The organism is Coprobacter secundus subsp. similis (assembly GCF_015097275.1).
Taxonomy (GTDB): Bacteria; Bacteroidota; Bacteroidia; order Bacteroidales; family Coprobacteraceae; genus Coprobacter; species Coprobacter secundus.
In genome coordinates this window covers 1,214,243-1,237,759 of sequence record NZ_AP023322.1, presented here as the reverse complement: position 1 = coordinate 1,237,759, position 23,517 = coordinate 1,214,243, and the positions used below count along the sequence as shown (strand labels likewise).

Below are 23,517 nucleotides of genomic sequence, written 5' to 3'. Positions count from 1 at the left end.
ATGAAAAGTAGAAGCACAATATAATTTGAATAATAAGATGAAAGCTATATTTATAACATTTGATCAGGCTCATTTTGAGATGGTGATGGGTATTCTAGAACACAATAATTGCCGAGGTTTTTCGTATTGGGAAAATATACAAGGAAGAGGTTCGGTAAAAGGTGAGCCTCACTATGGCAGTCATGCTTGGCCCAGTATGAATTCGGCCATTATTACAATGGTTGAAGACCGGCAAGTAGATACATTGTTAGATTTATTACATAAACTTGATAATCAGACTCCAGCATTAGGATTAAGGGCTTTTGTATGGAATATTGAGAAGTCTATTTAAAGATTTTATTTATGGCAGAATCATCCATTGTTACATTTCGATTGAAGAAAAGTAAAATTTTTGGTATATATGGTTTATCAGTAGTGACATTAGTGATAGTTATCGCTCTGGGTTATCTGTCATGTTATCTTTTCAGAGCACATCAATTATGGTTCCATTTTACAGGGTTACTAATGATTGTCGCTTTTTTACTGTTTATTTTTACTTTGTGGGCTATTTATCGAATACATAAAGAGGGGCGAATAGGCGTAATAATTTCAGATGAAGGGATAACAGATTTATCGACCGGATATTATATTGGTACAGTGACGTGGAGAGATGTTGAACAAATAAAAGTGATGGATGATTTAGAAAATATAGACTATCAGTATGTCGTGTTGGTTGTAAAAAATCCTAATCAGTATATAATGCAAGAATCATCAGAAATAAAAAAGCGTTCTCTGATGCTGAAATTACATCATTATGGTTCACCCGTATGTATTTCTGTTAGGGCTTTAGATTGTACTTTTGCACAATTGTATGAATCTATACAAAAATATTATCGGAAAGCGATTAGATAAAAAATATTATTATATTATTTTGTTAATCAAGATAATATAATAATATTTTTTATAAATCAGGAATAAAAAAAGACGATTATAATCCGTGCTTTTTTGCTTCATTCCAAATTTCATCCATTTCTGCAAGGGACATGGATTTCAAGTCACGACCTTGCTTTATAGTATGTTCTTCGAGATAGTTGAATCGGCGGATAAATTTTTGGTTAGTTCTTTCCAAAGCATTCTCTGGATTTATTTTATATAAGCGTGCGGCATTGATAATGCTGAACATTAAATCTCCGAATTCTGCTTCCATTTTGTCGGTATCCATATGGGAGATTTCTTCTTTTAATTCTCCGAATTCTTCGTATACCTTATCCCATACCTGTTCTTTTTCTTCCCAATCAAAACCTACATTTCGTACTTTGTCTTGGATGCGGTGAGCTTTTACCATTGCAGGCAGTGCAGAAGGGACACCTTCGAGTACAGTTTTGTTGCCACCTTTTTCTTTTAACTTCAATTGTTCCCAATTTTGTTCTACTTGGGTTGCACCGTTTACGCAGTCTTCCCCAAATACGTGTGGATGGCGATATATAAGTTTATCACAGAGAGTATTACATACATCCGCAATGTCAAAGATATTTTTTTCTTCACCTATTTTAGCATAAAAGCCTATGTGCAATAATACATCACCCAATTCTTTTTTGATAAGTTCGTTATCGTTTTTTATAATGGCATCACATAATTCGAAAGTTTCTTCTATTGTATTTGTACGTAGACTATCATTTGTTTGTTTTCGGTCCCAGGGACATTTTACCCTCAACTCGTCCAGAATGTCTAAAAAGCGACCGAAGGCTTCCATTTTTTCCTCTTTGCTATGATTCATTTTTTATTTTCCTTATAATTTTTTAATCCTGTTTCTAAGAATGATACAAATTTATTTACATTTTCGTTGTATGAGTAGGATGGAGCTAAAGGATAACCTTTATTGTCTAATAGGACATAATAAGGTTGAGCATTAGCACCGAATTTGTAACGTTGTAAGTAACTCCATTTATCTCCATAAGTTTTTAATGTTACTTTTTTCCCGTTTTCGGTAATTTCTATAGGTTCTGGCAGAGAACTTTTATCATCGACCATTAGTGTAATTAGGACATAATCGTTTTCGATTAGTTGCCTTACTTGTGGAGCCGTCCACACAGAAGCTTCCATTTTGCGGCAGTTTACACACCCATAACCGGAAAAGTCGATGAGTACTGGTTTTTTCTCTTTAGCGGCAAAATCCATTCCTTCATCGTAATCGGTAAATTGGGCTTTAACTTCTCCATCAAATAAAGAGAAATCTTGTGTGTGAAGGGGTGGTGTAAAAGCACTGATAGCTTTTAGTGGAGCCCCCCACAATCCGGGAACCATATATAGTGAAAAGCTGAACGAGATTAATGCCAAAAACAGACGTAATACCGAGATATGTCTTATTTCTGAATCATGAGAAAAGGTAATTTTACCCAACAGATATAACCCTAAGAATGTAAAAATAACAATCCAAAGAACAAGAAATACTTCTCGGTCGAGAATGTGCCACCCATAGGCTAAGTCTGCAACAGATAGGAATTTTAAAGCAAGGGCCAATTCTAAGAATCCAAGGACTACTTTTACAGAATTGAGCCATCCTCCGGATTTAGGCATTTGTTTCATCCAAGAGGGGAATATTGCAAATAGGCTAAATGGGATTGATAAAGCTAAAGCAAAACCAAACATTCCCATGGCTGGCCCTGTCGTATCTCCTAAAGATGCAGCTTGTACCAATAAGGTTCCTATTATAGGTCCGGTGCAGGAAAAGGATACTAACACTAAAGTAAAAGCCATAAAAAAGATACTGATGAGCCCTGTTGTTGTTTCTGCTTTATTATCGAGTTTTGTCGTCCAGGAAGATGGTAATGTAATGTCGAAAGCTCCGAAAAAGGACACAGCAAATAAAACTAAGAGGGCAAAAAATAATATATTGAAAACTGCATTTGTTGATAAATCATTTAATGCACTCGCTCCAAAAATAGCTGTTACAGCAAGTCCTAATATCAAATAAATAATTATTATGGATAATCCATAAATAAGGGCATCTATGATAGAGCGCTTACGATTTTGGGATTTTTTTAAAAAAAAGCTTACTGTCATAGGTATCATGGGCCACACGCATGGTGTTAGTAAAGCTAACAGTCCTCCGATAAATCCACTGATAAAGATAAACCACAAAGAAGTTTGAGTTCCGACAGAGTTTTCACCTATATTGTTCATTTCGTTGATAACCGGAGTCCAGAAATCGGTGTGGTTGTTTTTTACTTTAGGAGTGAAGACATTCATCCGCATCTCATTATCAGTATTTGTCGTATTGTTGGATTCTTCAATTTCTGTTATATTTCCTAATTGAAATTCATACTTTGTAGGAGGTAAACATGTCAAGTCATTGCAAGCTTGATATTCTATATATCCTGAAATTGAAAATTGTTTTGGATCTGTTATCTCAATTTTTTGAGAAAAATCGGCCGATTTACTGTACCAGCTTAGTTTTAGTTCAAATAGTGGACTATATTCAGTTGTTGCTTCATTTAAAGCATGTATATTACCGGACAGAATGGCTCCCTGAATTTTTTCGAAAACAAATCGGGTAGAACGTGGACCACCTTCAGGTATATTCAGACCGTATAAATGCCAACCATTTTCTATTTTTGCATGAAAAATAATTTCTTTGTTGTTATTATCTTCATTTTTTAATTGAGTATTCCATTTTACTGGTTCAAGAATTTGTGCCTGTAAAGAAAATACAGATAATAACAATACGATTAAAAAAAATAATTTTGATTTCATCTGTTTAAAATAAAGTGTAATTCTTTTTATCCAATGCAAAGATAACCGATAATATTATAATTAAGTTTTCATAAACTTTAATTTAACCGATATGAATTAAAAAAATGTTCATTCCATTATTCAATGCTGGCTGTGATGTATTTCTCAATTCCGTTTTTTTGTCTATTTTTGCTATTTCAAAAAAGTAAAAATTTATGATGGAAAAAATCATATCTGAGAGTAAAATTGATCAGGTGGCTAAGTTGATAAATAAGTATGACAATGTAGTGACGATATGTCATGTTTCACCCGATGGAGATGCTGTAGGCTCATCTTTAGGATTATATCATTTTTTGAATGCATTAGACAAGTCTGTTACAGTGGTTGTTCCAGATGCGTTGCCTGATAATCTTTGTTTCCTTGGAGGGGCCAAGGATATATTGAATTTTAGTAAGTATCCTGAATTTGCAACAGAATTGATAGATAAAGCTGAATTGTTATTCTGCCTTGATTTTAATGCTTTATCTCGAGTAGGTGATGACTTGTCTCCGCTTATTGCAAAAGCAAAAGCTAAGAAAGTAATGATAGACCATCATCTTGATCCTGAAAACTTTTGTGATGTGATTATATCTCATCCTGAAATTTCATCAACAAGTGAATTGGTTTTCCGATTGATTTGTCGGATGGGAATGTTTGATGTACTTGATTGTTTGAGCGCGGCAGCTATATATACTGGGATGATGACAGATACGGGAAATTTTACTTATAATTCGAATAAGCCTGATATGTATTTTATTATAGAGGAACTTGTGCGAAAAGGGATAGATAAAGATAAAATATATACTAAAGTTTTTAATACTAATTCTGTTGACAAAATAAAACTTAATGGGTATGCGACTAGCGAGAAACTTGAGGTTTTTCCTGAATATAAAACAGCAATGATTACTCTTACACGAGAAGAACTCAATCGTTATCATTATAGAAAAGGAGACAGTGAAGGTTTGGTAAATGTTCCATTAAGTATTGAAGGAATCGTATTTTCTGCATTTTTCAGAGAAGAAAAAGAATATATAAAAGTTTCTTTACGGTCAAAAGGTAATTTCCCGGCAAATAAAGTTGCTTCGGAATATTTTAATGGTGGTGGGCATATGAATGCTGCTGGAGGAGAATTTTATGGTACGATGGAAGAGATAATAGATCGGTTTAAAAATTTATTGCCAATGTATGTTCAATATTTACAATAGTGTAGGTTATTATTATTCGGATAATTTATTTTGATTTGTTATAAAGTAGCCTGTTTTTAAAATAAAACATAAAATATAAATACAACATTTATTTTTGTTGCTTTAAAATTTGACTTTATAAATAGCAAATGATTACTTTTGACCACAAATTATATATACTTTGATTTATGAAAATAAAATGTGTTTCTTATATAACCTTTTTTATTTTGTCAATGGGTTTATTTTTGTCTTGTGATGATAATAAAACATATGCTGAATTATTAGAGCAAGAAGAGAATGCTATCAATAAATTTCTAGATAGTTACCAAATTGCTGATATTCCTGACGATGGAAAATCCTTTATCACTACAGGAGGAAAGTGGGATGATACGAGTGCCCCTTTTTATAAATTAGATGAAGGTGTTTATATGCAGGTTGTAGCTACTGGAGATATGGATGATAAAGCAAAAGAAGGAGAGGAAATTCAGATTATTGCCGATCGTACAGATTTGCTTACGATGTCAGCATTATCATCAATAAATGGAAGTTTTCGTTATGGATATAGTTCTCCGTATCTGTATTTTGGATATGGGGTAGAAAAACCTCTAAAATATTTAGGTGTAAATTCCAAGGTTCGGTTGATTGTTCCTTCAAAGCAAGGGACCCAGTCTGAAGCTACAGCGGTACAACCTATATTATGGGATATCACTTATAGAGAAAGTATACAATAAGAATAAATAACACACACAGTTTATAATCTTAAATTAGAACTACTATGTCTTTGATTAAATCTATTTCTGGAATTAGAGGAACTATCGGAGGTCGGGCAGGAGAGGGATTAAATCCTCTCGATATAGTAAAGTTTACAGCTGCTTACGCCACTTTTATTCGTAAAACAACAAGTGTGAAGACTAATAAGATTGTTGTTGGTCGTGATGCTCGTATTTCAGGTGAAATGGTAAAACATACTGTTACGGGTACTTTAATGGGCATGGGATTTGATGTTGTAGATATAGGTTTGGCTACAACTCCGACAACGGAGTTGGCTGTGACAATGGAAAATGCTTGTGGAGGTATTATTTTGACAGCCAGCCATAATCCCAAACAGTGGAATGCTTTGAAGTTGCTGAATGAAAAGGGAGAATTTTTAAATGCTGTTGAGGGAAATGAAGTTTTGCAGATTGCAGCAAATGAAGACTTTTCTTTCGCTGAAGTAGATCAGCTGGGTAAGGTGATTGAAAATCATTCTTATACACAAAAGCATATAGAAAGTGTTTTAGCTCTTGATTTGGTAGATGTTGCTGCCATAAAAGCTGCCAATTTTAGTGTGGCTATTGATTGTGTAAATTCTGTTGGAGGAATAGCTATTCCTGCACTTTTAGAAGCTCTTGGAGTAAAGGAAATAAAAAAATTAAATTGTGAGCCAAATGGTCATTTTGCTCATAATCCGGAACCTTTGCCTGAAAATTTGACAGAGATAGCCTCCGTAGTGAAAGAAGGAAAAGCTGATGTCGGTTTTGTTGTTGATCCAGATGTTGACCGTTTAGCCTTGATTTGTGAAAATGGGAATATGTTTGGAGAAGAATATACATTGGTTGCGGTAGCCGATTATATACTCCAGCATACTCCAGGGAATACGGTATCCAATTTAAGTTCTTCGAGAGCTCTTCGAGACATTACCCGTTCCTATGGTCAGCAGTACAATGCAGCAGCTGTTGGCGAAGTGAATGTAGTGGCGAAAATGAAGGAAACTAATGCTGTTATCGGAGGAGAAGGAAATGGGGGAGTTATCTATCCGGCGAGTCATTATGGACGTGATGCTCTTGTAGGGATTGCCTTATTCCTTACTTATTTGGCAAAATCAGGGAAAAAAGTCAGTGAACTTCGAGCTTCATATCCTCCGTATAGCATAGCGAAACAAAAAGTTCAATTGACTTCAGATATTGATGTTGATGCTTTATTGACAGCTGTAAAAGAAAAATATATACAGTATGATGTGACGGATATAGATGGTGTTAAAATCGATTTTCCTGATAGATGGGTACATTTGCGAAAATCGAATACCGAACCTATTATCCGTGTTTATGCTGAGGCTTCTACTTCTGAATTGGCGGAAAAAACAGCAGCAGGAGTAATGGATGTCATAGCCCAAATGGTTGCAAAATAATCTTTAATAGAGAATGAAAAATATGAAGGTATGACCTTGTAATGAATGTCTGGTCGATACCTTCATATTTTTTTGTTTTATTGAAAAGCATATTTAGGTTATATTACTTCAATAAATATATATAGTCTTCGTATCCTTCAGCCTTCATTTCCTCTTTTGGAATAAAGCGTAGTGAGGCACTATTTATACAATATCGTAGTCCCCCTTTATCTATTGGACCGTCATTAAATACATGTCCCAGATGAGCGTCTCCTGTAGAGCTTCTTACTTCGATTCGTTTCATTCCGTAAGATGTATCTGTTTTTTCTTTTATCAATTCTTTTTTAATAGGTTTTGTGAAACTGGGCCATCCACAACCCGAATCAAATTTGTCTGTAGATACAAATAGAGGTTCTCCGGTTGTGATATCTACATAAATACCTTCTCTTTTTTCATCCCAGTATTCGTTTTTAAAAGCAGGTTCGGTGCCATTTTTCTGGGTGACAATATATTGTTCTTTTGATAAAATTGAGCGTAATGTGCTATCATCTGGTTTCTTAAATTTTGTTTTTTCATTAGCTCTACGAGCCAATTCAAATAATTCAGGCCTGATATGACAATATCCACCCTTATTTTTATCTAAATAGTTCTGGTGGAATTCTTCAGCTTCATAGAAATTTTGTAATGGCTTTATTTCTACGACTATTGGTTTATTGTATTTACCAGCAATGCTTCTTATTGTATTGTTTATAGTATGAACATCGCTGGAATCGGTGTAATATATTCCTGTCCGGTATTGGCTGCCTTGATCATTACCCTGTCGGTTAATACTGGTGGGATCTATTGTATTTAGATATAAATTTATCAATAATTCTAAATCTACAATTTGAGGGTTGTAAATGACTTTTACTGTTTCTGCAAATCCTGTATTTCCATTGCAGACTTGTTCGTATGAAGGATTGCTTGTGTTTCCGTTTGCATATCCTACTTCTGTTGTTTTTACTCCTTTTATTTGTTTCATGAAGTGCTCGGTACCCCAGAAGCAACCACCGGCAAAATATATTTCGCGAAGATTATTTGTTTTCATATTCTCTGATTTATTATCATTATTTAGTGAATGACATGCAATTGTAATGCATAGAAGTAAAATAATGGATGTAAAAGTTATTTTTAATTTATCTAATAGCATTATAGTTTATATATTATTTTTCAGAAATAAATACTCTATATTATAAACTGCTGAAAGATAATATTTGTTTCTGGATTAAATATTTTTTTGAATAAATTTGACCAATAAGAAAGAATATAAATACAGATTCGATATCTGTATTTATATTTGATTGGTAGATTTATTGGTTTATATTAGAATGGGAATAGTAAAGGGAGTACTATAATCATAATTATACCCATGATTATTTGCAATGGCAGTCCGACTTTTACATAATCGATAAAGCTATATTTTCCTGCAGACATGACTAATGCATTGGGAGGAGTAGAAAATGGAGAGGCGAAACACATACTTGCAGCTACAGTGACGGCAAATAAAAAAGGATAAGGACTTACCCCAATCCCTATGGCAGATTGCATGGCAATGGGTGCTAAAAGTACAGCCGTAGCCGTATTACTGATAACCATAGTCATTAATGACGTTGTGAAATATATACCGGCCAGTAATGCTAGTGGCCCCCAGTGACCAAGGCTACCGACAAGGTTTTGGGAAATCAGTGCAGAAGCTCCGGTTTTTTCCAGTGCCATAGACATCGGTAACATAGCAGCAATTAAAACGATACTTTCCCAGTTGATAGTGCGGTAGGCATCTTCGACGTTTCTTAGACATCCAGTAAAAATCATTAGTACGGACGCTACCATAACAGCGATAACGGCTGGTACCCAATCAAATACCATGGCTAAAATCATTAGTAACATAATGGTAGCAGCAATAGGGGCTTTATGGTCAAGAGTAACTTTTGCTGCTTCAGCCTCAGGCTGGCCTACAACCACCCAGTCTGATTGGTCTTCACTCATACGGGCAATATTATTCCATGTGCCTTGAACAAGGATAGCATCACCGCTGTGCATTTTTTCATCTTTTAGATTTTGTAAAATATATTTTCCACCACGTTGTATTCCAAGTACATTGATGTTGAACTTTTCTCTAAATCCACTTTCCTTGATAGGAACATTGATTAACTTGGAACTAGGCATTAGTAAAATTTCAGCTATGCCTATGTCATGAAGGTCAATATTGTCTGGGATATCAGCTCCTTCAGGTATATGAATATCTATCAGTTCTAAATGATTTTCTTTTATGAATTGTTCAACTTGTCCGTAATCACCCATAACATAAAACATATCGCCATTTTTTACTACAGTTTCAGGGCCTGCGGTCATTTGATCTATTGTTTGAAAAAAAGACCGCTGATTTGAAGGTTTGCGACGTATTTCCAGAACATTGATATGATATTTTCTCGCAATATCAAGATTCTGTAATGTTTTATTATTGAAATGGGAATCATTTGTTATCTGAACTCTGAAAAGGTTACTCATCAACTGGTATTCTTGTATCAATTCTTTCTGGGATTTTCCATTGTTGTGTTTCGATTGGTTATCAGTTTCATTTTTTGATAAAAATATTTTGCTTAAAGGTATGAGTGCAATGATACCAACGGCAATACATATAAGCCCTACAGGAGTAAAAGAGAAGAATGATAGAGGTTCATATCCTGCTTCTGTAAGAGTATTTTGTATGACGAGGTTGGGAGGAGTACCGATTAGAGTCATCATGCCGCCCATACTACTGGCAAAAGCTAAAGGCATTAAGAAACGCCCTGGGTGGGAATGTGCACTGGCTGCAAGGCTTACGACAATAGGTAACATTAAGGCGACTGTTCCGGTGTTGCTGACAAAAGCACCTATACCTGCAGTAACGAGCATAATGAGGATAAAAAGTTTTAATTGATTATGTCCGGCGAGTTCCAGTATTTTACGGCTTATCATTTTTGCAAGTCCGGTTTGGAAAATAGCTCCTCCTACTACAAATAGGCCTATCATCATAATGACGATATTGTTGGAGAATCCTGATAGTGCTTCTTCAGGAGTTAAAATATTAAATATAACTAACAATATCAGAGAGCAAAGAGCAACTAAATCTGAACGTATTTTACCATTGATAAAAAATACAGCCGAAAGAGCCAGGATAATAAATGATGTAAGCATATTATACTTTTTGTCCAAAAAAAATTAATAACTGATTTTATGGTATAAATATAACAAGAAAAAGAAAAATATGATTTCTCTTTTTACCCTAAAAAGTGTTCTAAAAGGGAATAAAAGTATAAATATGGCATTTGTATTATCGTTTACATATAGATGCAAAGTCACAATACTCACAAGTTTTTAAATCGTTTGTTTGTGTGAAAGGAATATTCTCATCGAAGATTTCATTGAGACATTGGTTAAAATGATTTGTAAAATCAGAACATATGTCGTGAAAGTCTTCAATTATTTTATTAGTCTTATCAATCTTTAATTTTATCTCCCAGTCGAAATTATGTTCGAATAATGAACGGAGATAATAAATTCCAGGTTTTAGGTTTTTTCCATTCGCTATTTTTGAATACATCATTGCATACATAAAAACCTGCATAATTGCTTTAGGTCGGTTTGGAAGGTTTTTGTCGAATAAGTCTTCTATTTTACGGAATACAATCTCTCTGCTGCCAGAGTTGGAACGGGGTTTAGCTCCACTTTTATAATCAATGATACGAACTTTGCCTTTAACTTCATCTACTCGGTCAATAAAAGCTTTTAATCGAACTGTTTTATTCGGGGAAATACTATGTTCCGTTTCTATTAATCGTTCGGATTCTATGTAAAGGAATGGGGTCAGTTTTCTGTCGGATGAAAGAGTCCTTTTTACATATTTACGAATGATTTCGCCTACCAAATAGTTTTGTCCTGTTAAGCGCTGGGGCTCATCCTTTTGGTAATAACATTCATTGAATGCCGATTCTATTAGGCCTGTTAGAAATGTATCATCTTTTTGTATTTTTTCAAGGGCATCACCCATGACTAAATTTCCCTTAAATCGATTATATATACATTCCATGACCCTGTGATAAATGCTTCCAAAAGTACTGGCTTCAATGTTTTCCGATACATCATCATCTGGAGTTACTCTTTCTACCGATTGCAAATAAAATTGTAGAGGACAATTGATATATGTGTTTATTGCACTGGCAGATAAGGCCCGGTCACCACCTGATAAGAAACGGTCAAGTTGTTTTTTTACATTCTCTGTTTTTATTACGTAAATAGGCTGGATGTCGTTTACTGAAATATCATAAGTTACTAGTTTTTCTTTTAAAGGGAGGCGATAGTGATATTTCATTTGATATATATATCTGCTCATTTCTCCTATGTCGGTTCCTTCAGTGCGTGTGTCATAGATAAGGAATATTTTTTTTGCCCTGTAAATCATTCGATAGAAATAATAGGCATATATACTATCTTGATGTTCTGAAGTTGAAAGACCGAATCCTTTTCTCAAATTATATGGGATGAAGGTGTTTGCTACTTTTTTCACGGGGAATATACCTTCATTCATCGATAATACGATCAGATTTTCGAAGTCCAAAGCTCTAGTTTCAAGTACACCCATTATTTGTAATCCCGATAAAGGTTCTCCTCGGAAAGGAATAGTGATGTTGTTGACCATTTTGTTTAGTAATCTGAAAAAAGTGCTTACATTCATTCCCGTTTTATATTCAGTCATAACCTCCTTCAATCGGTTTACAGTAATGTAATAATGATATAAAAATTCCTTTTCAAGAGGAGTCAGTTTATTATTTTCTTTTTCGTCATTAGCTTTGGAAGTAAAAAAATGCTCTTGTTGTAAATATTCGAGAATTGAAATAAGATAGTCGGCAGCTTCTTGTGCATTGGTCAATGGTGTGAATATTCGTTTTAATAATTCGTTTTTTGCCAGATCATTTACAGGTATAAATACCCGGTTGTATTTTCGTATATAGTTACTGAGTTCGAGTATTATTTTTTCTCCTGAAATCATTATATATCGATGAGAAAGAAGAGATAATACTTTACGATGGTAAAAGTATGGTTGACCGGAGATGAGACGCAGGTGTTTCTGTAGGTCGAAGATTTCTTCCATTAGTCCGGCTACAGGGGTATTAGATAGAGTATATCCCATTGTTACGTTTATAGGGTCTATCTCTTTGGGAACAGAGTATAACATAGGCAACAAAAGATGTTCATCAGGTAAAATAATTGCTGTATTTATTGCCTTTTCAGGATTAGGGATATCTTTATTTTTCAGTAATTCTGACAGTATTTTGCAAGCCTGTTTTGCTTGACCGACAGCAGAAGGAATACCGATAATTTCTATTTGGGAGAGATTGTCCGTATTTTCATCCGTTTCAAATATATCATATTGTGATGGATATTTTAATCTATTTTCTGATAAGAAAAAAGAAGCTTTATTATATTTATCACAGACAAGAGGAGAATAATAATCCCAATAAAAATCTGCTATCCCCATATCTCGTAGTCGGGACATAACGATTTCCTCCGATTTGCTTAATACATTCAACCCTATAAAAACGATACGTCGATATGGTATGTTGTTCAATTTTTTTGATAAAGCCTTTTCTGCTACATCTCTGAATATCATTCCTTCGTAGGCTATATTCTTTTTCTGTAATTCTTCTCGGAGAGCACAATATAATGGATACAAAAGTTCCCATATTGCCAAGAACTCCATTTTTTTTCGGCTTTCGTTTATCGGAATGAAGTTACCCCAAAATTGTCGTATAGCATCTAGTTGGTTTGGAGTAAGATAATCGAATAGTTCATCTATTTCTTTTAATTCTTTTATGTTTCTGAATAGTTGTTCTGGATTGGCTACATATTTATCTACATCATCGAAATCGTTGAGTAACATGTCCCCCCAAAATACGAAATCATCGAAAGACTCATTAGAAAGACTGAGTGCCTGAAATTTTTGATACAGGATAAAAAGCATACTTGTCCTGTCTGCTTGTAAATACGGACTAAACTGGCAGAACAAATCGCTGATAGTTAGTATTGGAGGTGAAAATATAGGTTTTTTTGCAACTTGAGCAATATATTTCTGAAAAAATACACCAGCTCGTCGGTTGGGAAAAACAAAAGCAATATCTGATAAGTTTCCAGAAGTTTCTTTATAATAGGTCTCGGCAATACGATATAAAAAGGGTGTCATCCTATTTTTATTTTTAGTATTACAAAAATAACTAAAATCGGCAATTAATATATCATTATTATTTAAGTATATAGATTTATAAGTAAAATAGAAAAATTTAAATGACATCTGAATTCGAGATATCAAAATTAATTTTTATATTTGATTATATAAAGTTTCAGTTTTCGAATAGGAATATGGTTAGATGTATGAAAAGATATCGAATATGTTCTAACAAATTTCAGATTTATTTGTTATATAAAATAGTTTTAATTTATTATTGAATTATGAAGAAGTATATTTGCACTGTTTGTGACTGGGTATATGACCCGGAAATTGGAGATCCGGAAGGAGGAATCGAACCCGGAACTGCATTTGAAGATATTCCCGAAGATTGGGTTTGTCCGGTTTGTGGTGTTGGAAAAGATGATTTTGAGTTACTGGAAGAGTGATAATTAAGAAAAATGAAATGTATTGTCTGCTCTTATATATTTTATATGTAAGAGCAGTTTTTTATAAATAGAGCTTAAAGACGGCATTTCAAAATATTTACTGAAATTATGTACAGGATTTCAGAGTCAGTTTAACTTTTACTTAGGTATGCTTTGAGAATTTCTTTTGAGGATATTTTTCTGATTTTATGAGAATGATAGTGGGCTATTTGACGAATGCAAGAAGGAAAATAGCCCGAAAGAAAGAGAAAAGAGACTTGACTGAATTACTCTTATTGGAAAATCTAAACAGATTCTTGATATTTATATTAAGATATATATAATTATGGTAACAGAAAAATATATGGTGATGATATGTAATAGATTAAGACAATACAGAATAGAAGTCGTATTTTTATTATAAATGGAACTTTATTATTATTTCTTGTTGTCCTGATAAAAATGTTATATAAAATTTGGAAATACCATTTTTTGAACTTAAATTTAATGCGAATAAAAAAATAAACCATAGCTATAAACCATTTAAAACATTTACAATTATGACAAAGACTATAACATTTAATGAACTTCGTCGTATCAAAGATTGTTTACCCGACGGTTCGATGCATAGAATTGCAGACGAGTTGAATGTAACCGTTCAAACTGTTCGCAATTATTTTGGAGGTAATAATTACGAATTTGGTAAAAACTGTGGTTTACACATTGAGCCGGGTCCGGATGGGGGTATTGTCGTTCTTGATAATACAACTATTTATGATATGGCAATGAATATTCTTCAGGAGGAGAATTGTTCAGCCGAAAAATAAATTAAAAAAACAACTTAAAAATTGATACCGTTATGGATGAGGACAGATTAATAACCATTGCCATTTATACATATGAGAAAGCTCAGATTATAAAAGGCATTCTTGAGAATGAGGATATACCGGTAGCTATTCAAAATGTAAACTTGATTCAGCCTGTCATTTCATCGGGAGTACGTGTAAGAATTAGAGAGAGAGATTTGCCTCACGCCTTGCAGATTTTGGAACAATATTCTATTTTTGAAGAAAAGGATACCGAATCCGAATTACAGACAGTACATCATCCTAAACGTATTCTTATTCCTATTGATTTTTCTGATTATTCTCTTAAAGCTTGCCAGATAGGTTTTGATTTTGCAAAAAGTATCGATGCAAAGATAATGTTGCTCCATGCATATTTTAGCCCTTATTTTCCGGGAGCTATTCCTGTTACGGATGCGTTTACGTATGAGGTAAGTGAGGATGAAGCTCTTAAACAAGTACAGGATAGAGTATCTAAGGAGATGAAAACTTTTACAGAGACATTACATAATCAGATAAAAGAAGGGCTGTTACCAGATATTGATTTTGATTATACTTTGCGTGAAGGTATACCTGAAGATGAGATTAATCATTTTAGTAAGGAATATCATCCTACGTTGATTGTAATGGGAACGAGAGGAAAAAATCAAAAGGAGATAGATTTGATAGGAAGTGTAACGGCAGAAGTTCTTGATTCTACAAAATTTCCGGTTTTTGCAATTCCAGAAAATGTACCGTTTACAATGATTGACGAGGTAAATAATATGGCATTTTTTACCAGTTTTGATCAGCAAGATTTGATAGCTCTCGATACATTTATGAGATTGTTCGGAAGTTTTGACTTTAAGATAACATTTGTGCACATGACTACAAAACAGGATACTTGGAATGAAATAAAACTGGCAGGTATAAAGGATTATTTTAGAAAACAATATCCGGGTAGAGAGGCAAGTTATACATTGATTGATGGTGCGGGTTTTCTCGATGGAGTAGAAACTTTGGTACGTAAAGAAAAAATTGATGTTTTAGCTATTGCTAATCGGAAACGCAATATTTTTGCCCGGTTATTCAATCCGAGTATTGCGCATAAAATGTTGTTCCATGCCGATACACCGTTATTAGTGTTACCATCTTAAATGTCATCTAATTAAAGATAGAAAGAAGGAGTTCCTTTAGTCGGGTAGCTCCTTCTTTATTTTTTACTTTGTTCGATATTATAGAAGTTTCAAAAAATCGTTTGTAGTTTTTGGGGATGTGCTGTAAAATGTGTGTATATAATAAATAAAGTGGTAGACTTTATTCTATTTTTCCGAAAAGAGTATTATATTTGCTCCGAATGGTTCGTATATCACTGTTCAGTGATATATGATTAAAAGGGAATCGGGTGCAAATCCCGGACAGTCCCGCTGCTGTGATCTCCTTATAAAAGGTTGCGATAAATACTTGTGCCACTGTTTTTATTTAAATGGGAAGGCTATCGAAACCGGAGTCAGTCAGAAGACCTGCCATACGTTTTTTTAGAAGTTTACGAGGAATAAGCTTCGATATCTTTAAGATATAAATTTTGTATATAATGAAAGTTGTACAGAAGTTACTCTGTATGAAATCTATGTTTCAGGTAGTAAGTAATATGTCCTATTCATATTGCTTTGTTTTTACAATCTGCAGTAGAAAGTCCGGTTATAATTGAAGTATTATGACCGGCTTTTTGTTTTTTTCTTTTAGATGTAGTTAGGGGATGCTTCTAACTGAATGGTAACAGATAGATAAAATATTTCATATATTTTTTACCTGTCTGGAGAATCATTATTTTTGTTTCAGAAAGTGAGTAAAGTTATCTTTTATGATGGAACAAGAACTTTATATTTTTAATCCGGAGAATGATTTGGCAATTGCAAATGGAGGGATGCATTATATGGCTCCACCTAAGGCAAGGTCTATAGCTTATGATTTGTCCATGCTTCCGATGTGGTATGCGGGGGCAAATGATTATGTTTTATGTCCGGATGCAGGTTATAGATACAATGCACAATGTTTATTAAAACAATTCGGATTGTTTCCGAGTTTACTTTTACCGGAGGAAATAAAGCTGTATGAAAATATATCAAGTATTGTACCTTGGGGATGGAGCCCCGAAATAGTTTGCAGATTGAACCGTTGGGGAATAGATTCTTGTCATTTGCCGACTCATGATAGCCTATCTCAGTTAAAAAGATTATCTCATCGGGCAATTACAATAGCCATACTTTCTTCGTTAATTGATTATGGTTATTCAGATATTCCGTATCAGTTACCCGTAAAACTATGTGCAGCAAGCGAAGTTCGGGACTTCATAAAAAATGCGCCTAAGACAGTATTAAAAGCTCCTTGGTCTGGCAGTGGAAAAGGGTTGAGTTGGGGACGTGGAGTATATGATACAACTCTTGAAAGATGGAGTAATGGTATTCTTAAACGTCAGGGAATGGTTATAGGAGAGCCTTTTTATGAAAAAGTCAGAGATTTTGCCATGGAATTTTTTAGCGATGGGGCTGGTACTGTTTCTTTTGCTGGTTATTCATTATTTACGACAGACGCGAAAGGTGTGTATAAAAGTAATCTTTTGGCATCGGATGAGATGATTCTTGCTGAAATATTGCAATTTGGAATAAAGAATTACCAGATAGAACAGTTGCAAAAAGCTTATATTGATTTATTATCCTCACTTATCGGTATGTTTTATAGAGGGTATTTAGGGATTGATATGATGATATATAATCGAAATGGAATATATCATTTGCATCCATGTGTTGAGATGAACTTGAGGATGAATATGGGGATGGTAGCCCGTATTTTTTATGATAGATATGTAAATGATTGGTCGATAGGGAATTATTATGTTGATTATTATCCTGATTCTGCACAATTATGGAAAGACCATCAAATGCGACAATCCAAGTCACCTTTGATTGTTTCCGAGGGGAAAATTGAAAAAGGTTATTTTTCATTGGCTCCTATAACATCTCATACTCATTATCGAGCTCGGATTGAGATAGGAGAAGAATAAATGATTTTTCTAAAATGCTTATATATTGAATAAGCATTTTAGAAAATCTGAATTATAGTATTTTACCATTATAAATCTTGTAACTTGTTGAAAAGATATTCAAAATCGACCGAGCCAGTCCAATAATAAAGTTTTCATCAATTCGTGATAACGGAATTGATGGTTGAATCCCCAACCATGTTTCCCTTCAGGAAAAATATACATGGTAGCATTTACATTATTCTTTTTGAGTGCTTCATAAAATAAAATACTATTCATCGGCACAACAGTTGTATCATCATCACTTAACATCAATAATGTTTCTGGTGTTCTGGGTGTAATGCGTTTATCATTTGAATAAGCTTTACGGTCTGATTCTGAAAAATTTGTACCTAATAGATTTGTAAAAGATCCTTTGTGTGCATATTCTTTTTGTGTACTGATAACTGGATAGAACAAAATCATAAAATCAGGCCTTACTGAAGTATCAGACCAGTGAGTCCCTACTGTTGATGCTAAGTGCCCACCTGCTGAAAAACCGGCTATACCGATTTTCTGAGGATGTATATTTAGTTCATCTGCTTTATTTCTTATTATTTTCAGAGCCTCTTGAGCATCTGCTAAAGGTATATTTTTGTTTCCGTTAGGCAACCGGTATTTTAGAACTATACTTGTATATCCGTTATTAACTAACCACTGGGCAAATTTGTGACCTTCGTGATCAATGGCCAATCCTCCATATCCTCCTCCAGGACAAAAAATCACAGCTTTGCCGTTATTTTTATTCTTTTCTGGAGAGTAAATATACAATAAGGCTTCTTGGGGGGTATCAGTGGGTTTCCCATTTGTTGTTTCTGTCAGGCCATTTAATTCTTTTGGACCATTCGGCCATATTTTTTCTATTTGCATTTGTTGGCTTTTTGCAGTTATGATACAAAAAGAATAAAAGATAAAAATCAATATTTTTGTTTTCATGTTAATTGTATGATTATCTGTTGATAGATTTGGATATGAGTTATTGAAAATTTTTCTGTGTATAAATGTTTTACTACTTACTTATAAAATTGGAAAAATACCAGCTTCAATTTTATTGTTGAGGCTGGTATTTTTTATGATAATTTACTTTTAGGTACGTTACAAATTGAAAACTCTTTTCAATTCATCCATTTGTTCATCACTCATGCCTTTGGGTTTGAACCCCATGGAACAGGCTGATTCGTATATCTTAGCCGATTTTGTTAGTGTGTCTATCATATCAAACGCCTCGAGAATATCTTCACCTATAGCCAAGGCCCCATGTTTTTCCCATAACACGACATCATAATCGTCGAGTTGTTCTACTGTTTTTTGTGCCAATTCCATTGAGCCGGGGAGGGCATATGGTACAATGCCTACGCCCTTAGGACAAAAAGCTCGTGTCTCAGGAATCATACTCCAGAGCAATTTACTTAATACATCTTTTCCTAAGAAATCGGAATTATGAGTCATAGCCACTAGTTCAATGGGGTGAGTATGGATTACCGTTTTGATTTTGCGTCCTTTTCCCAGTATGACATTATGTATTAGTAAATGAGACGGCAACTCAGAGGTAGGCTTAATATTCTTTTCAGCTATGATTTCATAATATGTTCCATCGGCAGAAATACGTATAATTGCAGCATTATTCATCGGGTCAGAATGTACATAACGCATGCGGCATCCTGTACCGGTAACGATAAAGAAGTTATTTTTCAAGTTTTCCATAGTCTGGGGCAACTCGTATTTTTCACTTATTGCATTCAACGTACGTATTTGGTCATCAATAGCATCAGTAATATTGTACGAGATATTGCCACCGTTTCTTTCGGCCCAACCTCTATCCCATAGATAACCGGCAATTTCAGAAACTAAGCCGATTGCTTTATTTATGTTTTGATTATAGTTCATATAATATTATGAAATTAAAATATATAAAATTGTAATTATAAAATTTGATGTTTTCAAAAAATACTTTTTTCTCTGTTATTTTAAATAGCGTTATTCTTTGTTTTACAAACTTTTTGCCTGAGAAAGAATTTTGCTGTCATTGTGAGCTGAAATTACTAAAAATATTTTTATAAATTCAGTAATGAGCTTTAAAATAAAGATGGAAAGAATATAGAAAATATCAATATAAATAGTCCCAAAATCAATACGGTGACAGTTTTGGGATTACATCCTTTCCATTCTTTCAGGATTATGCCCCACATATTGGAAAATACCACATTCAGAGACATCAATATGCTCCAGGAGAACGCCAGTAATACAGGCGATGAAGTAAGAAATGTTTTTCCTATTTCTAAACCAAAGAATTGCGAATACCATAATAACCCTGCCAAAGCACAGAACAATATGTTGTTGAGTAAAACAGAAATATTTACATTGAAATAATCTTTTCCTGTTTTGTTCTTTATATTTTGGTATATGCAATATGTCGCATTTGTGATGAATCCGCCTAATGTGACAATAAGAATCACTGGTAGCCCTGCATAAAGTGGGGGGACTCCATTGGCTATAGCTGTTTCTTTGATAGGTGTTCCTGTATCAAGTCCTAAGGCAAAGCAAGCGCTCATTATTCCGGCCAACAATGCAACAGCCAGTCCTTTGGTCAATGCAAAGTCTTTAATAGCAGCACGTTTTTCTTCTTCACTCATATTTTGGGAGCGCAGGGTTCCGGCGTAGCCGATGATTGCGATACCGGTTAATGTTATTATAACACCCAGTAGTAGGATTAATCCATCTCCTCGTAAAAGGTCAGTACCAGCAAATAGTGCGGGGAAAAGAGTTCCGAAAGCCGAACAAGTTCCTAAGGAAACTGATTGTCCCAAAGCCACACCTAAATATCGCATGCTCAATCCGAAAGTAAGGCCACCTATACCCCATAGCATTCCGTAAATAATAGCAGCTCCAGCTCCTCCGCTTTCCAATAGCAATAAAGGATTTACGTCGTGAGGTATTGCTATTAGCATACCTATCAGAGGAAATACCAACCAAGCAAAAATCCCTTGGACAAGCCAGAAACTTTCCCAGCTCCATTTCCTGACTTTCTTGATCGGAACGTATGAGCTGGATTGGCCCAAGCTGCCGATAGCTATGATTAATAATCCTTTTATAATTTCCATATTTAAATCAACGCTTAGAAGTTACTTCTTTTTCGTATTTTTCTACTTCTGAGATATAATCTTCAGCAACAGGAACATTATTGAGCATGCAGAAATAGTTATATACGTCATTCCATGGTAAAGTTTTCGATTCTTCCAATAAAGCTAATCGTTCAAATCCTTGCTCTGATGCTTCATATTCGCGTAGTTTTTTGATTGGAGTAAGTAAGGCTTGTAAAAATGCTTTTTGGGTAGCACGTATGCCGATAACATAAGCTCCGATACGATTGATAGATGCATCGAAATAGTCGAGACCGACATTGACACGTTCGAGAGCATTGGCCCATATAATTTCTTGTGCCAACATTTGTACGCTGTCGTTTAGAATTACAACATGATCGCTATCCCAACGAACAGGACGGCTCACGTGAAGCATAATTTCTGGAGAGAAAAGCAAGAGAGATGAAATTTTATCATAAGTTTCTTCTGTTGGATGGAAATGTCCCATATCAAGAGTTGCCATCAGTCCATTTTTCATAGCGTAGCCCATATAGAATTCGTGGGAACCTACAGTAAAACTTTCCAGTCCTGTTCCGAACAATTTACACTCTACAGCGTCTTTTACATTTGTAAATTTGTTCTCAAAAATTTTATCCAAGGAATCTTTTAATAGTGAACGATAAAGATAACGGTCTACCGTAATATCTTTTGAGCCGTCGTGTATCCATAAATTATGACAAGCTTTGCTCTTTAGCTGACGGCCCATTTCATCAGCAATGCGTCGGCTTCGTATAGTATGTTCTATCCAGAAGTCTCTGATACCTTTATCGCGATTGGATAAAGATAGATTACCGCTTTTTGAATGCGAAAAACTTGTGCTGTTGAAATCGAGTTTCATGTTGTTGAGCTTGGCCCAATCTATCCAACTTTGAAAATGTTCCGGCTCTATTTCATTGCGGTCTACTTTTTTCCCTTTAAAGTCTCCGTATATGGCATGTAGACTCAATCGATGGTTGCCTGGAATCAGAGTATTTACTTTCTCGATATCTGCTCTTACCTCATCTATATTACGTGCTTTTCCGGGATAGTTTCCTGTAGCTTGGATTCCTCCTGAGAGACTTCCATCAGGATTTTCAAAGCCAGAAACATCATCTGTTTGCCAGCAGTGTAAAGACAAAGATAATTTTTGTAAGGCAGATATGGCAGTTTCAGTGTCTATTCCCAATTCGGCAAATCGTTCACGAGCTATTTCGTAGTTTCTGTTGATTTTTTCTTGTTTCATAATGATTGTTTTTTTGTGATAATATTAATATACTTATAATACGCGTTATTCCATGATTCGCAATCTTCCGGCAGGAACGTTTCAGGGGTTACAGTTTGGGTGATAATATTACGCATTTCTTGTAATGAAGATACTAAACCGGCAGCCTTGGCTTGTAGCATGACATTACCGATGGCCGTAGCTTCTGAAGGCCCAGTAATTACAGGTATACCGATAGCATTGGCTGTCATTTGTGATAATAGACGGTTACGGGAACCTCCTCCGATAACATGTAATTTTTCTATTGGAAAGTCAGCTAAAGATTGTAAATGACCTAATACTTCTCGATATTTTAGAGCTAAACTGTCAAATATCGTTCTGAAATATTCGGCATCAGTTGAGGGTGGAGTTTGACCAGTTTGGATACAATATTCAGTTATAGCTTCAGTCATGCTTTCCGGGTTGGCAAATATGGCATCATCTGGATTTATAAAACACCTGAATGGTTCGGATTTTTCTGCTAAAGAGACCATTTCTGAGTAGTTATATGTTCTTCCTGCTTTTTCCCATTCTTTCATACATTGCTCGACCAACCACATGCCTGTAATGTTTTTTAGCAAACGGATAGTCCCTTCTACGCCTCCTTCATTCGTGACATTCATTTGATAAGTATCTTTATTGATGACAGGGGAGGAAACCTCAATTCCCATGAGTGACCATGTGCCGGAACTTAGATATGCGAAATTGCGATTCGAAGCCGGAATGGCGGCAATGGCTGAAGCTGTGTCATGTCCTGCTACTGCAACGATTGGGATATGTGTTAGTCCGGTCTCTTCTGCGAGTTCTGGACGTAAGGTCCCAATTTGAGTACCAGGCATTACTATCTTGTTAAACATTGATGTAGAAATTCCCGCTGATTTAAGTAAATCTGTGTCAAACGTCCGGGTATGAGCATTTAATAATTGGGAGGTTGAGGCTATTGTATATTCTGTGACCATCTCTCCACATAACAAGTAAGATAAGGCATCAGGCATAAATAATAAATGCTTTGCTGATGCCAGCTGAGATGCCTCTTCTCGATGTCGTGCATAGAGCTGAAACAGACTGTTGAAATTCATAATCTGTATACCGGTACGATTATAAACTTCCTCACGGGGAATGATTTTCTCAAAATATTCTGTACAAGCTTCAAAAGTATGAGGATCACGATAGGCATAGGGTAGTCCCATTAGAGAACCGTCTTTCCCAATAAAAGCAAAATCAACTCCCCAAGTATCTATTCCTATTGATGTTATGCAAACATTTTCTTTTGCTGCAGTAGCTAATCCTTCTTTTAAAGATTCGTACAAAGAAAAGATGTTCCAGTAATAATGATCCCCGAGACGTAACAGACGATTTGGGAAACGAGTGAGTTCTTTTATTTCCAGTTTTCCGTCACACAATGTTCCCAAAATAGTGCGTCCACTGGTAGCTCCTAAGTCAAATGCTAAAAAATGATTTATCTTCATATGTGTTTTTCTA

General features: G+C 34.8%; 19 protein-coding genes and 1 riboswitch. Of the genes, 9 read left to right on the top strand and 10 right to left on the bottom strand.

Translation table 11 applies throughout. The features are described from left to right. The first annotated feature begins 37 nt into the window (after nt 1-37). Nucleotides 38-331 carry a PG0541 family transporter-associated protein gene (locus Cop2CBH44_RS04820; RefSeq protein WP_021929425.1) on the top strand — a complete coding sequence of 98 codons (294 nt, stop codon included), beginning with the start codon at nt 38-40 and terminating at the stop codon, nt 329-331. Nucleotides 332-342: 11 nt separating this feature from the next. Then, nucleotides 343-891 carry an STM3941 family protein gene (locus Cop2CBH44_RS04815; RefSeq protein ID WP_200755650.1) on the top strand — a complete coding sequence of 183 codons (549 nt, stop codon included), beginning with the start codon at nt 343-345 and terminating at the stop codon, nt 889-891. Between the two features lie 76 nt (nt 892-967). Here the strand turns inward: Cop2CBH44_RS04815 and mazG are convergent, their stop codons facing one another. Beyond that, nucleotides 968-1,756 carry a nucleoside triphosphate pyrophosphohydrolase gene (gene mazG, locus Cop2CBH44_RS04810; protein ID WP_021929423.1) on the bottom strand — a complete coding sequence of 263 codons (789 nt, stop codon included), beginning with the start codon at nt 1,754-1,756 and terminating at the stop codon, nt 968-970. Then, on the bottom strand, nt 1,753-3,732 hold the full coding sequence (locus Cop2CBH44_RS04805; protein WP_200755649.1) for a protein-disulfide reductase DsbD family protein: 1,980 nt from the start codon (nt 3,730-3,732) through the stop codon (nt 1,753-1,755). Before Cop2CBH44_RS04805 ends, mazG begins: the two co-directional genes overlap by 4 nt. A gap of 194 nt (nt 3,733-3,926) precedes the next feature. On the opposite strand from Cop2CBH44_RS04805, the gene Cop2CBH44_RS04800 reads away from it, so the two are divergent. The 3 genes from Cop2CBH44_RS04800 (at nt 3,927) to glmM (ending at nt 7,101) form a co-directional block, all read left to right on the top strand. Beyond that, complete coding sequence (locus Cop2CBH44_RS04800) at nt 3,927-4,955, top strand: DHH family phosphoesterase (RefSeq protein WP_200755648.1); 1,029 nt, start codon at nt 3,927-3,929, stop codon at nt 4,953-4,955. Nucleotides 4,956-5,122: 167 nt separating this feature from the next. Further along, a complete protein-coding gene (locus Cop2CBH44_RS04795) occupies nt 5,123-5,665 on the top strand; it encodes a DUF4827 family protein (protein ID WP_200755647.1) in 543 nt (180 codons plus the stop codon). 44 nt (nt 5,666-5,709) lie between these two features. Further along, nucleotides 5,710-7,101, top strand: a complete 1,392-nt coding sequence (gene glmM / locus Cop2CBH44_RS04790; RefSeq protein ID WP_200755646.1) for a phosphoglucosamine mutase — start codon at nt 5,710-5,712, stop codon at nt 7,099-7,101. A 103-nt stretch (nt 7,102-7,204) separates the two neighbouring features. On the opposite strand, the gene msrB is transcribed toward glmM, so the two are convergent. The 3 genes from msrB to Cop2CBH44_RS04775 all read right to left on the bottom strand — a co-directional run bounded on the left by msrB (nt 7,205) and on the right by Cop2CBH44_RS04775 (nt 13,339). Then, nucleotides 7,205-8,269, bottom strand: a complete 1,065-nt coding sequence (gene msrB, locus Cop2CBH44_RS04785) for a peptide-methionine (R)-S-oxide reductase MsrB (protein ID WP_200755645.1) — start codon at nt 8,267-8,269, stop codon at nt 7,205-7,207. A 173-nt stretch (nt 8,270-8,442) separates the two neighbouring features. Continuing rightward, entirely contained in the window at nt 8,443-10,296 is a 1,854-nt protein-coding gene (locus tag Cop2CBH44_RS04780) for an SLC13 family permease (protein WP_200755644.1), read from the bottom strand. A gap of 136 nt (nt 10,297-10,432) precedes the next feature. After that, nucleotides 10,433-13,339, bottom strand: a complete 2,907-nt coding sequence (locus tag Cop2CBH44_RS04775) for a PD-(D/E)XK nuclease family protein (RefSeq protein WP_200755643.1) — start codon at nt 13,337-13,339, stop codon at nt 10,433-10,435. A 266-nt stretch (nt 13,340-13,605) separates the two neighbouring features. Here Cop2CBH44_RS04775 and rd point away from each other — a divergent pair, with 266 nt between their 5' ends. The 4 genes from rd (at nt 13,606) to Cop2CBH44_RS04755 (ending at nt 17,637) form a co-directional block, all read left to right on the top strand. Then, nucleotides 13,606-13,770, top strand: a complete 165-nt coding sequence (gene rd / locus Cop2CBH44_RS04770) for a rubredoxin (RefSeq protein ID WP_021929415.1) — start codon at nt 13,606-13,608, stop codon at nt 13,768-13,770. Between the two features lie 539 nt (nt 13,771-14,309). Further along, complete coding sequence (locus Cop2CBH44_RS04765) at nt 14,310-14,576, top strand: hypothetical protein (RefSeq protein ID WP_021929414.1); 267 nt, start codon at nt 14,310-14,312, stop codon at nt 14,574-14,576. A gap of 32 nt (nt 14,577-14,608) precedes the next feature. Beyond that, nucleotides 14,609-15,730: a universal stress protein gene (locus tag Cop2CBH44_RS04760; protein ID WP_021929413.1), complete on the top strand. Its 1,122-nt coding sequence runs from the start codon at nt 14,609-14,611 to the stop codon at nt 15,728-15,730. Between the two features lie 184 nt (nt 15,731-15,914). Then, nucleotides 15,915-16,118, top strand: a riboswitch (cobalamin riboswitch). Between the two features lie 319 nt (nt 16,119-16,437). After that, nucleotides 16,438-17,637, top strand: coding sequence for a hypothetical protein (locus tag Cop2CBH44_RS04755; protein WP_021929412.1), 1,200 nt, complete (start codon nt 16,438-16,440; stop codon nt 17,635-17,637). 99 nt (nt 17,638-17,736) lie between these two features. On the opposite strand, the gene Cop2CBH44_RS04750 is transcribed toward Cop2CBH44_RS04755, so the two are convergent. From Cop2CBH44_RS04750 to Cop2CBH44_RS04730, 5 genes are all read right to left on the bottom strand, one after another. Beyond that, nucleotides 17,737-18,525, bottom strand: a complete 789-nt coding sequence (locus Cop2CBH44_RS04750; RefSeq protein ID WP_021929411.1) for an alpha/beta hydrolase — start codon at nt 18,523-18,525, stop codon at nt 17,737-17,739. A gap of 225 nt (nt 18,526-18,750) precedes the next feature. Then, nucleotides 18,751-19,542: a rhamnulose-1-phosphate aldolase gene (gene rhaD, locus Cop2CBH44_RS04745; protein ID WP_200755641.1), complete on the bottom strand. Its 792-nt coding sequence runs from the start codon at nt 19,540-19,542 to the stop codon at nt 18,751-18,753. Between the two features lie 188 nt (nt 19,543-19,730). Then, the gene (gene rhaT / locus Cop2CBH44_RS04740; protein ID WP_200755640.1) at nt 19,731-20,756 is read right to left on the bottom strand and encodes an L-rhamnose/proton symporter RhaT; all 1,026 of its coding nucleotides are present in this window, start codon (nt 20,754-20,756) and stop codon (nt 19,731-19,733) included. Between the two features lie 7 nt (nt 20,757-20,763). Beyond that, a complete protein-coding gene (locus Cop2CBH44_RS04735) occupies nt 20,764-22,017 on the bottom strand; it encodes an L-rhamnose isomerase (RefSeq protein WP_021929408.1) in 1,254 nt (417 codons plus the stop codon). Beyond that, nucleotides 22,014-23,504 (bottom strand): rhamnulokinase, encoded by a 1,491-nt coding sequence (locus Cop2CBH44_RS04730; protein WP_021929407.1) that lies wholly within the window; start codon nt 23,502-23,504, stop codon nt 22,014-22,016. Before Cop2CBH44_RS04730 ends, Cop2CBH44_RS04735 begins: the two co-directional genes overlap by 4 nt. Between the last annotated feature and the right edge of the window lie 13 nt (nt 23,505-23,517).

Coding starts and splice junctions, on each gene's coding strand:
- Cop2CBH44_RS04820 (WP_021929425.1), top strand. CDS start 38: ATGAAAGCTATATTTATAACATTTGATCAGGCTCATTTTGAGATGGTG.
- Cop2CBH44_RS04815 (WP_200755650.1), top strand. CDS start 343: ATGGCAGAATCATCCATTGTTACATTTCGATTGAAGAAAAGTAAAATT.
- mazG (WP_021929423.1), bottom strand. CDS start 1,756: ATGAATCATAGCAAAGAGGAAAAAATGGAAGCCTTCGGTCGCTTTTTA.
- Cop2CBH44_RS04805 (WP_200755649.1), bottom strand. CDS start 3,732: ATGAAATCAAAATTATTTTTTTTAATCGTATTGTTATTATCTGTATTT.
- Cop2CBH44_RS04800 (WP_200755648.1), top strand. CDS start 3,927: ATGATGGAAAAAATCATATCTGAGAGTAAAATTGATCAGGTGGCTAAG.
- Cop2CBH44_RS04795 (WP_200755647.1), top strand. CDS start 5,123: ATGAAAATAAAATGTGTTTCTTATATAACCTTTTTTATTTTGTCAATG.
- glmM (WP_200755646.1), top strand. CDS start 5,710: ATGTCTTTGATTAAATCTATTTCTGGAATTAGAGGAACTATCGGAGGT.
- msrB (WP_200755645.1), bottom strand. CDS start 8,269: ATGCTATTAGATAAATTAAAAATAACTTTTACATCCATTATTTTACTT.
- Cop2CBH44_RS04780 (WP_200755644.1), bottom strand. CDS start 10,296: ATGCTTACATCATTTATTATCCTGGCTCTTTCGGCTGTATTTTTTATC.
- Cop2CBH44_RS04775 (WP_200755643.1), bottom strand. CDS start 13,339: ATGACACCCTTTTTATATCGTATTGCCGAGACCTATTATAAAGAAACT.
- rd (WP_021929415.1), top strand. CDS start 13,606: ATGAAGAAGTATATTTGCACTGTTTGTGACTGGGTATATGACCCGGAA.
- Cop2CBH44_RS04765 (WP_021929414.1), top strand. CDS start 14,310: ATGACAAAGACTATAACATTTAATGAACTTCGTCGTATCAAAGATTGT.
- Cop2CBH44_RS04760 (WP_021929413.1), top strand. CDS start 14,609: ATGGATGAGGACAGATTAATAACCATTGCCATTTATACATATGAGAAA.
- Cop2CBH44_RS04755 (WP_021929412.1), top strand. CDS start 16,438: ATGATGGAACAAGAACTTTATATTTTTAATCCGGAGAATGATTTGGCA.
- Cop2CBH44_RS04750 (WP_021929411.1), bottom strand. CDS start 18,525: ATGCAAATAGAAAAAATATGGCCGAATGGTCCAAAAGAATTAAATGGC.
- rhaD (WP_200755641.1), bottom strand. CDS start 19,542: ATGAACTATAATCAAAACATAAATAAAGCAATCGGCTTAGTTTCTGAA.
- rhaT (WP_200755640.1), bottom strand. CDS start 20,756: ATGGAAATTATAAAAGGATTATTAATCATAGCTATCGGCAGCTTGGGC.
- Cop2CBH44_RS04735 (WP_021929408.1), bottom strand. CDS start 22,017: ATGAAACAAGAAAAAATCAACAGAAACTACGAAATAGCTCGTGAACGA.
- Cop2CBH44_RS04730 (WP_021929407.1), bottom strand. CDS start 23,504: ATGAAGATAAATCATTTTTTAGCATTTGACTTAGGAGCTACCAGTGGA.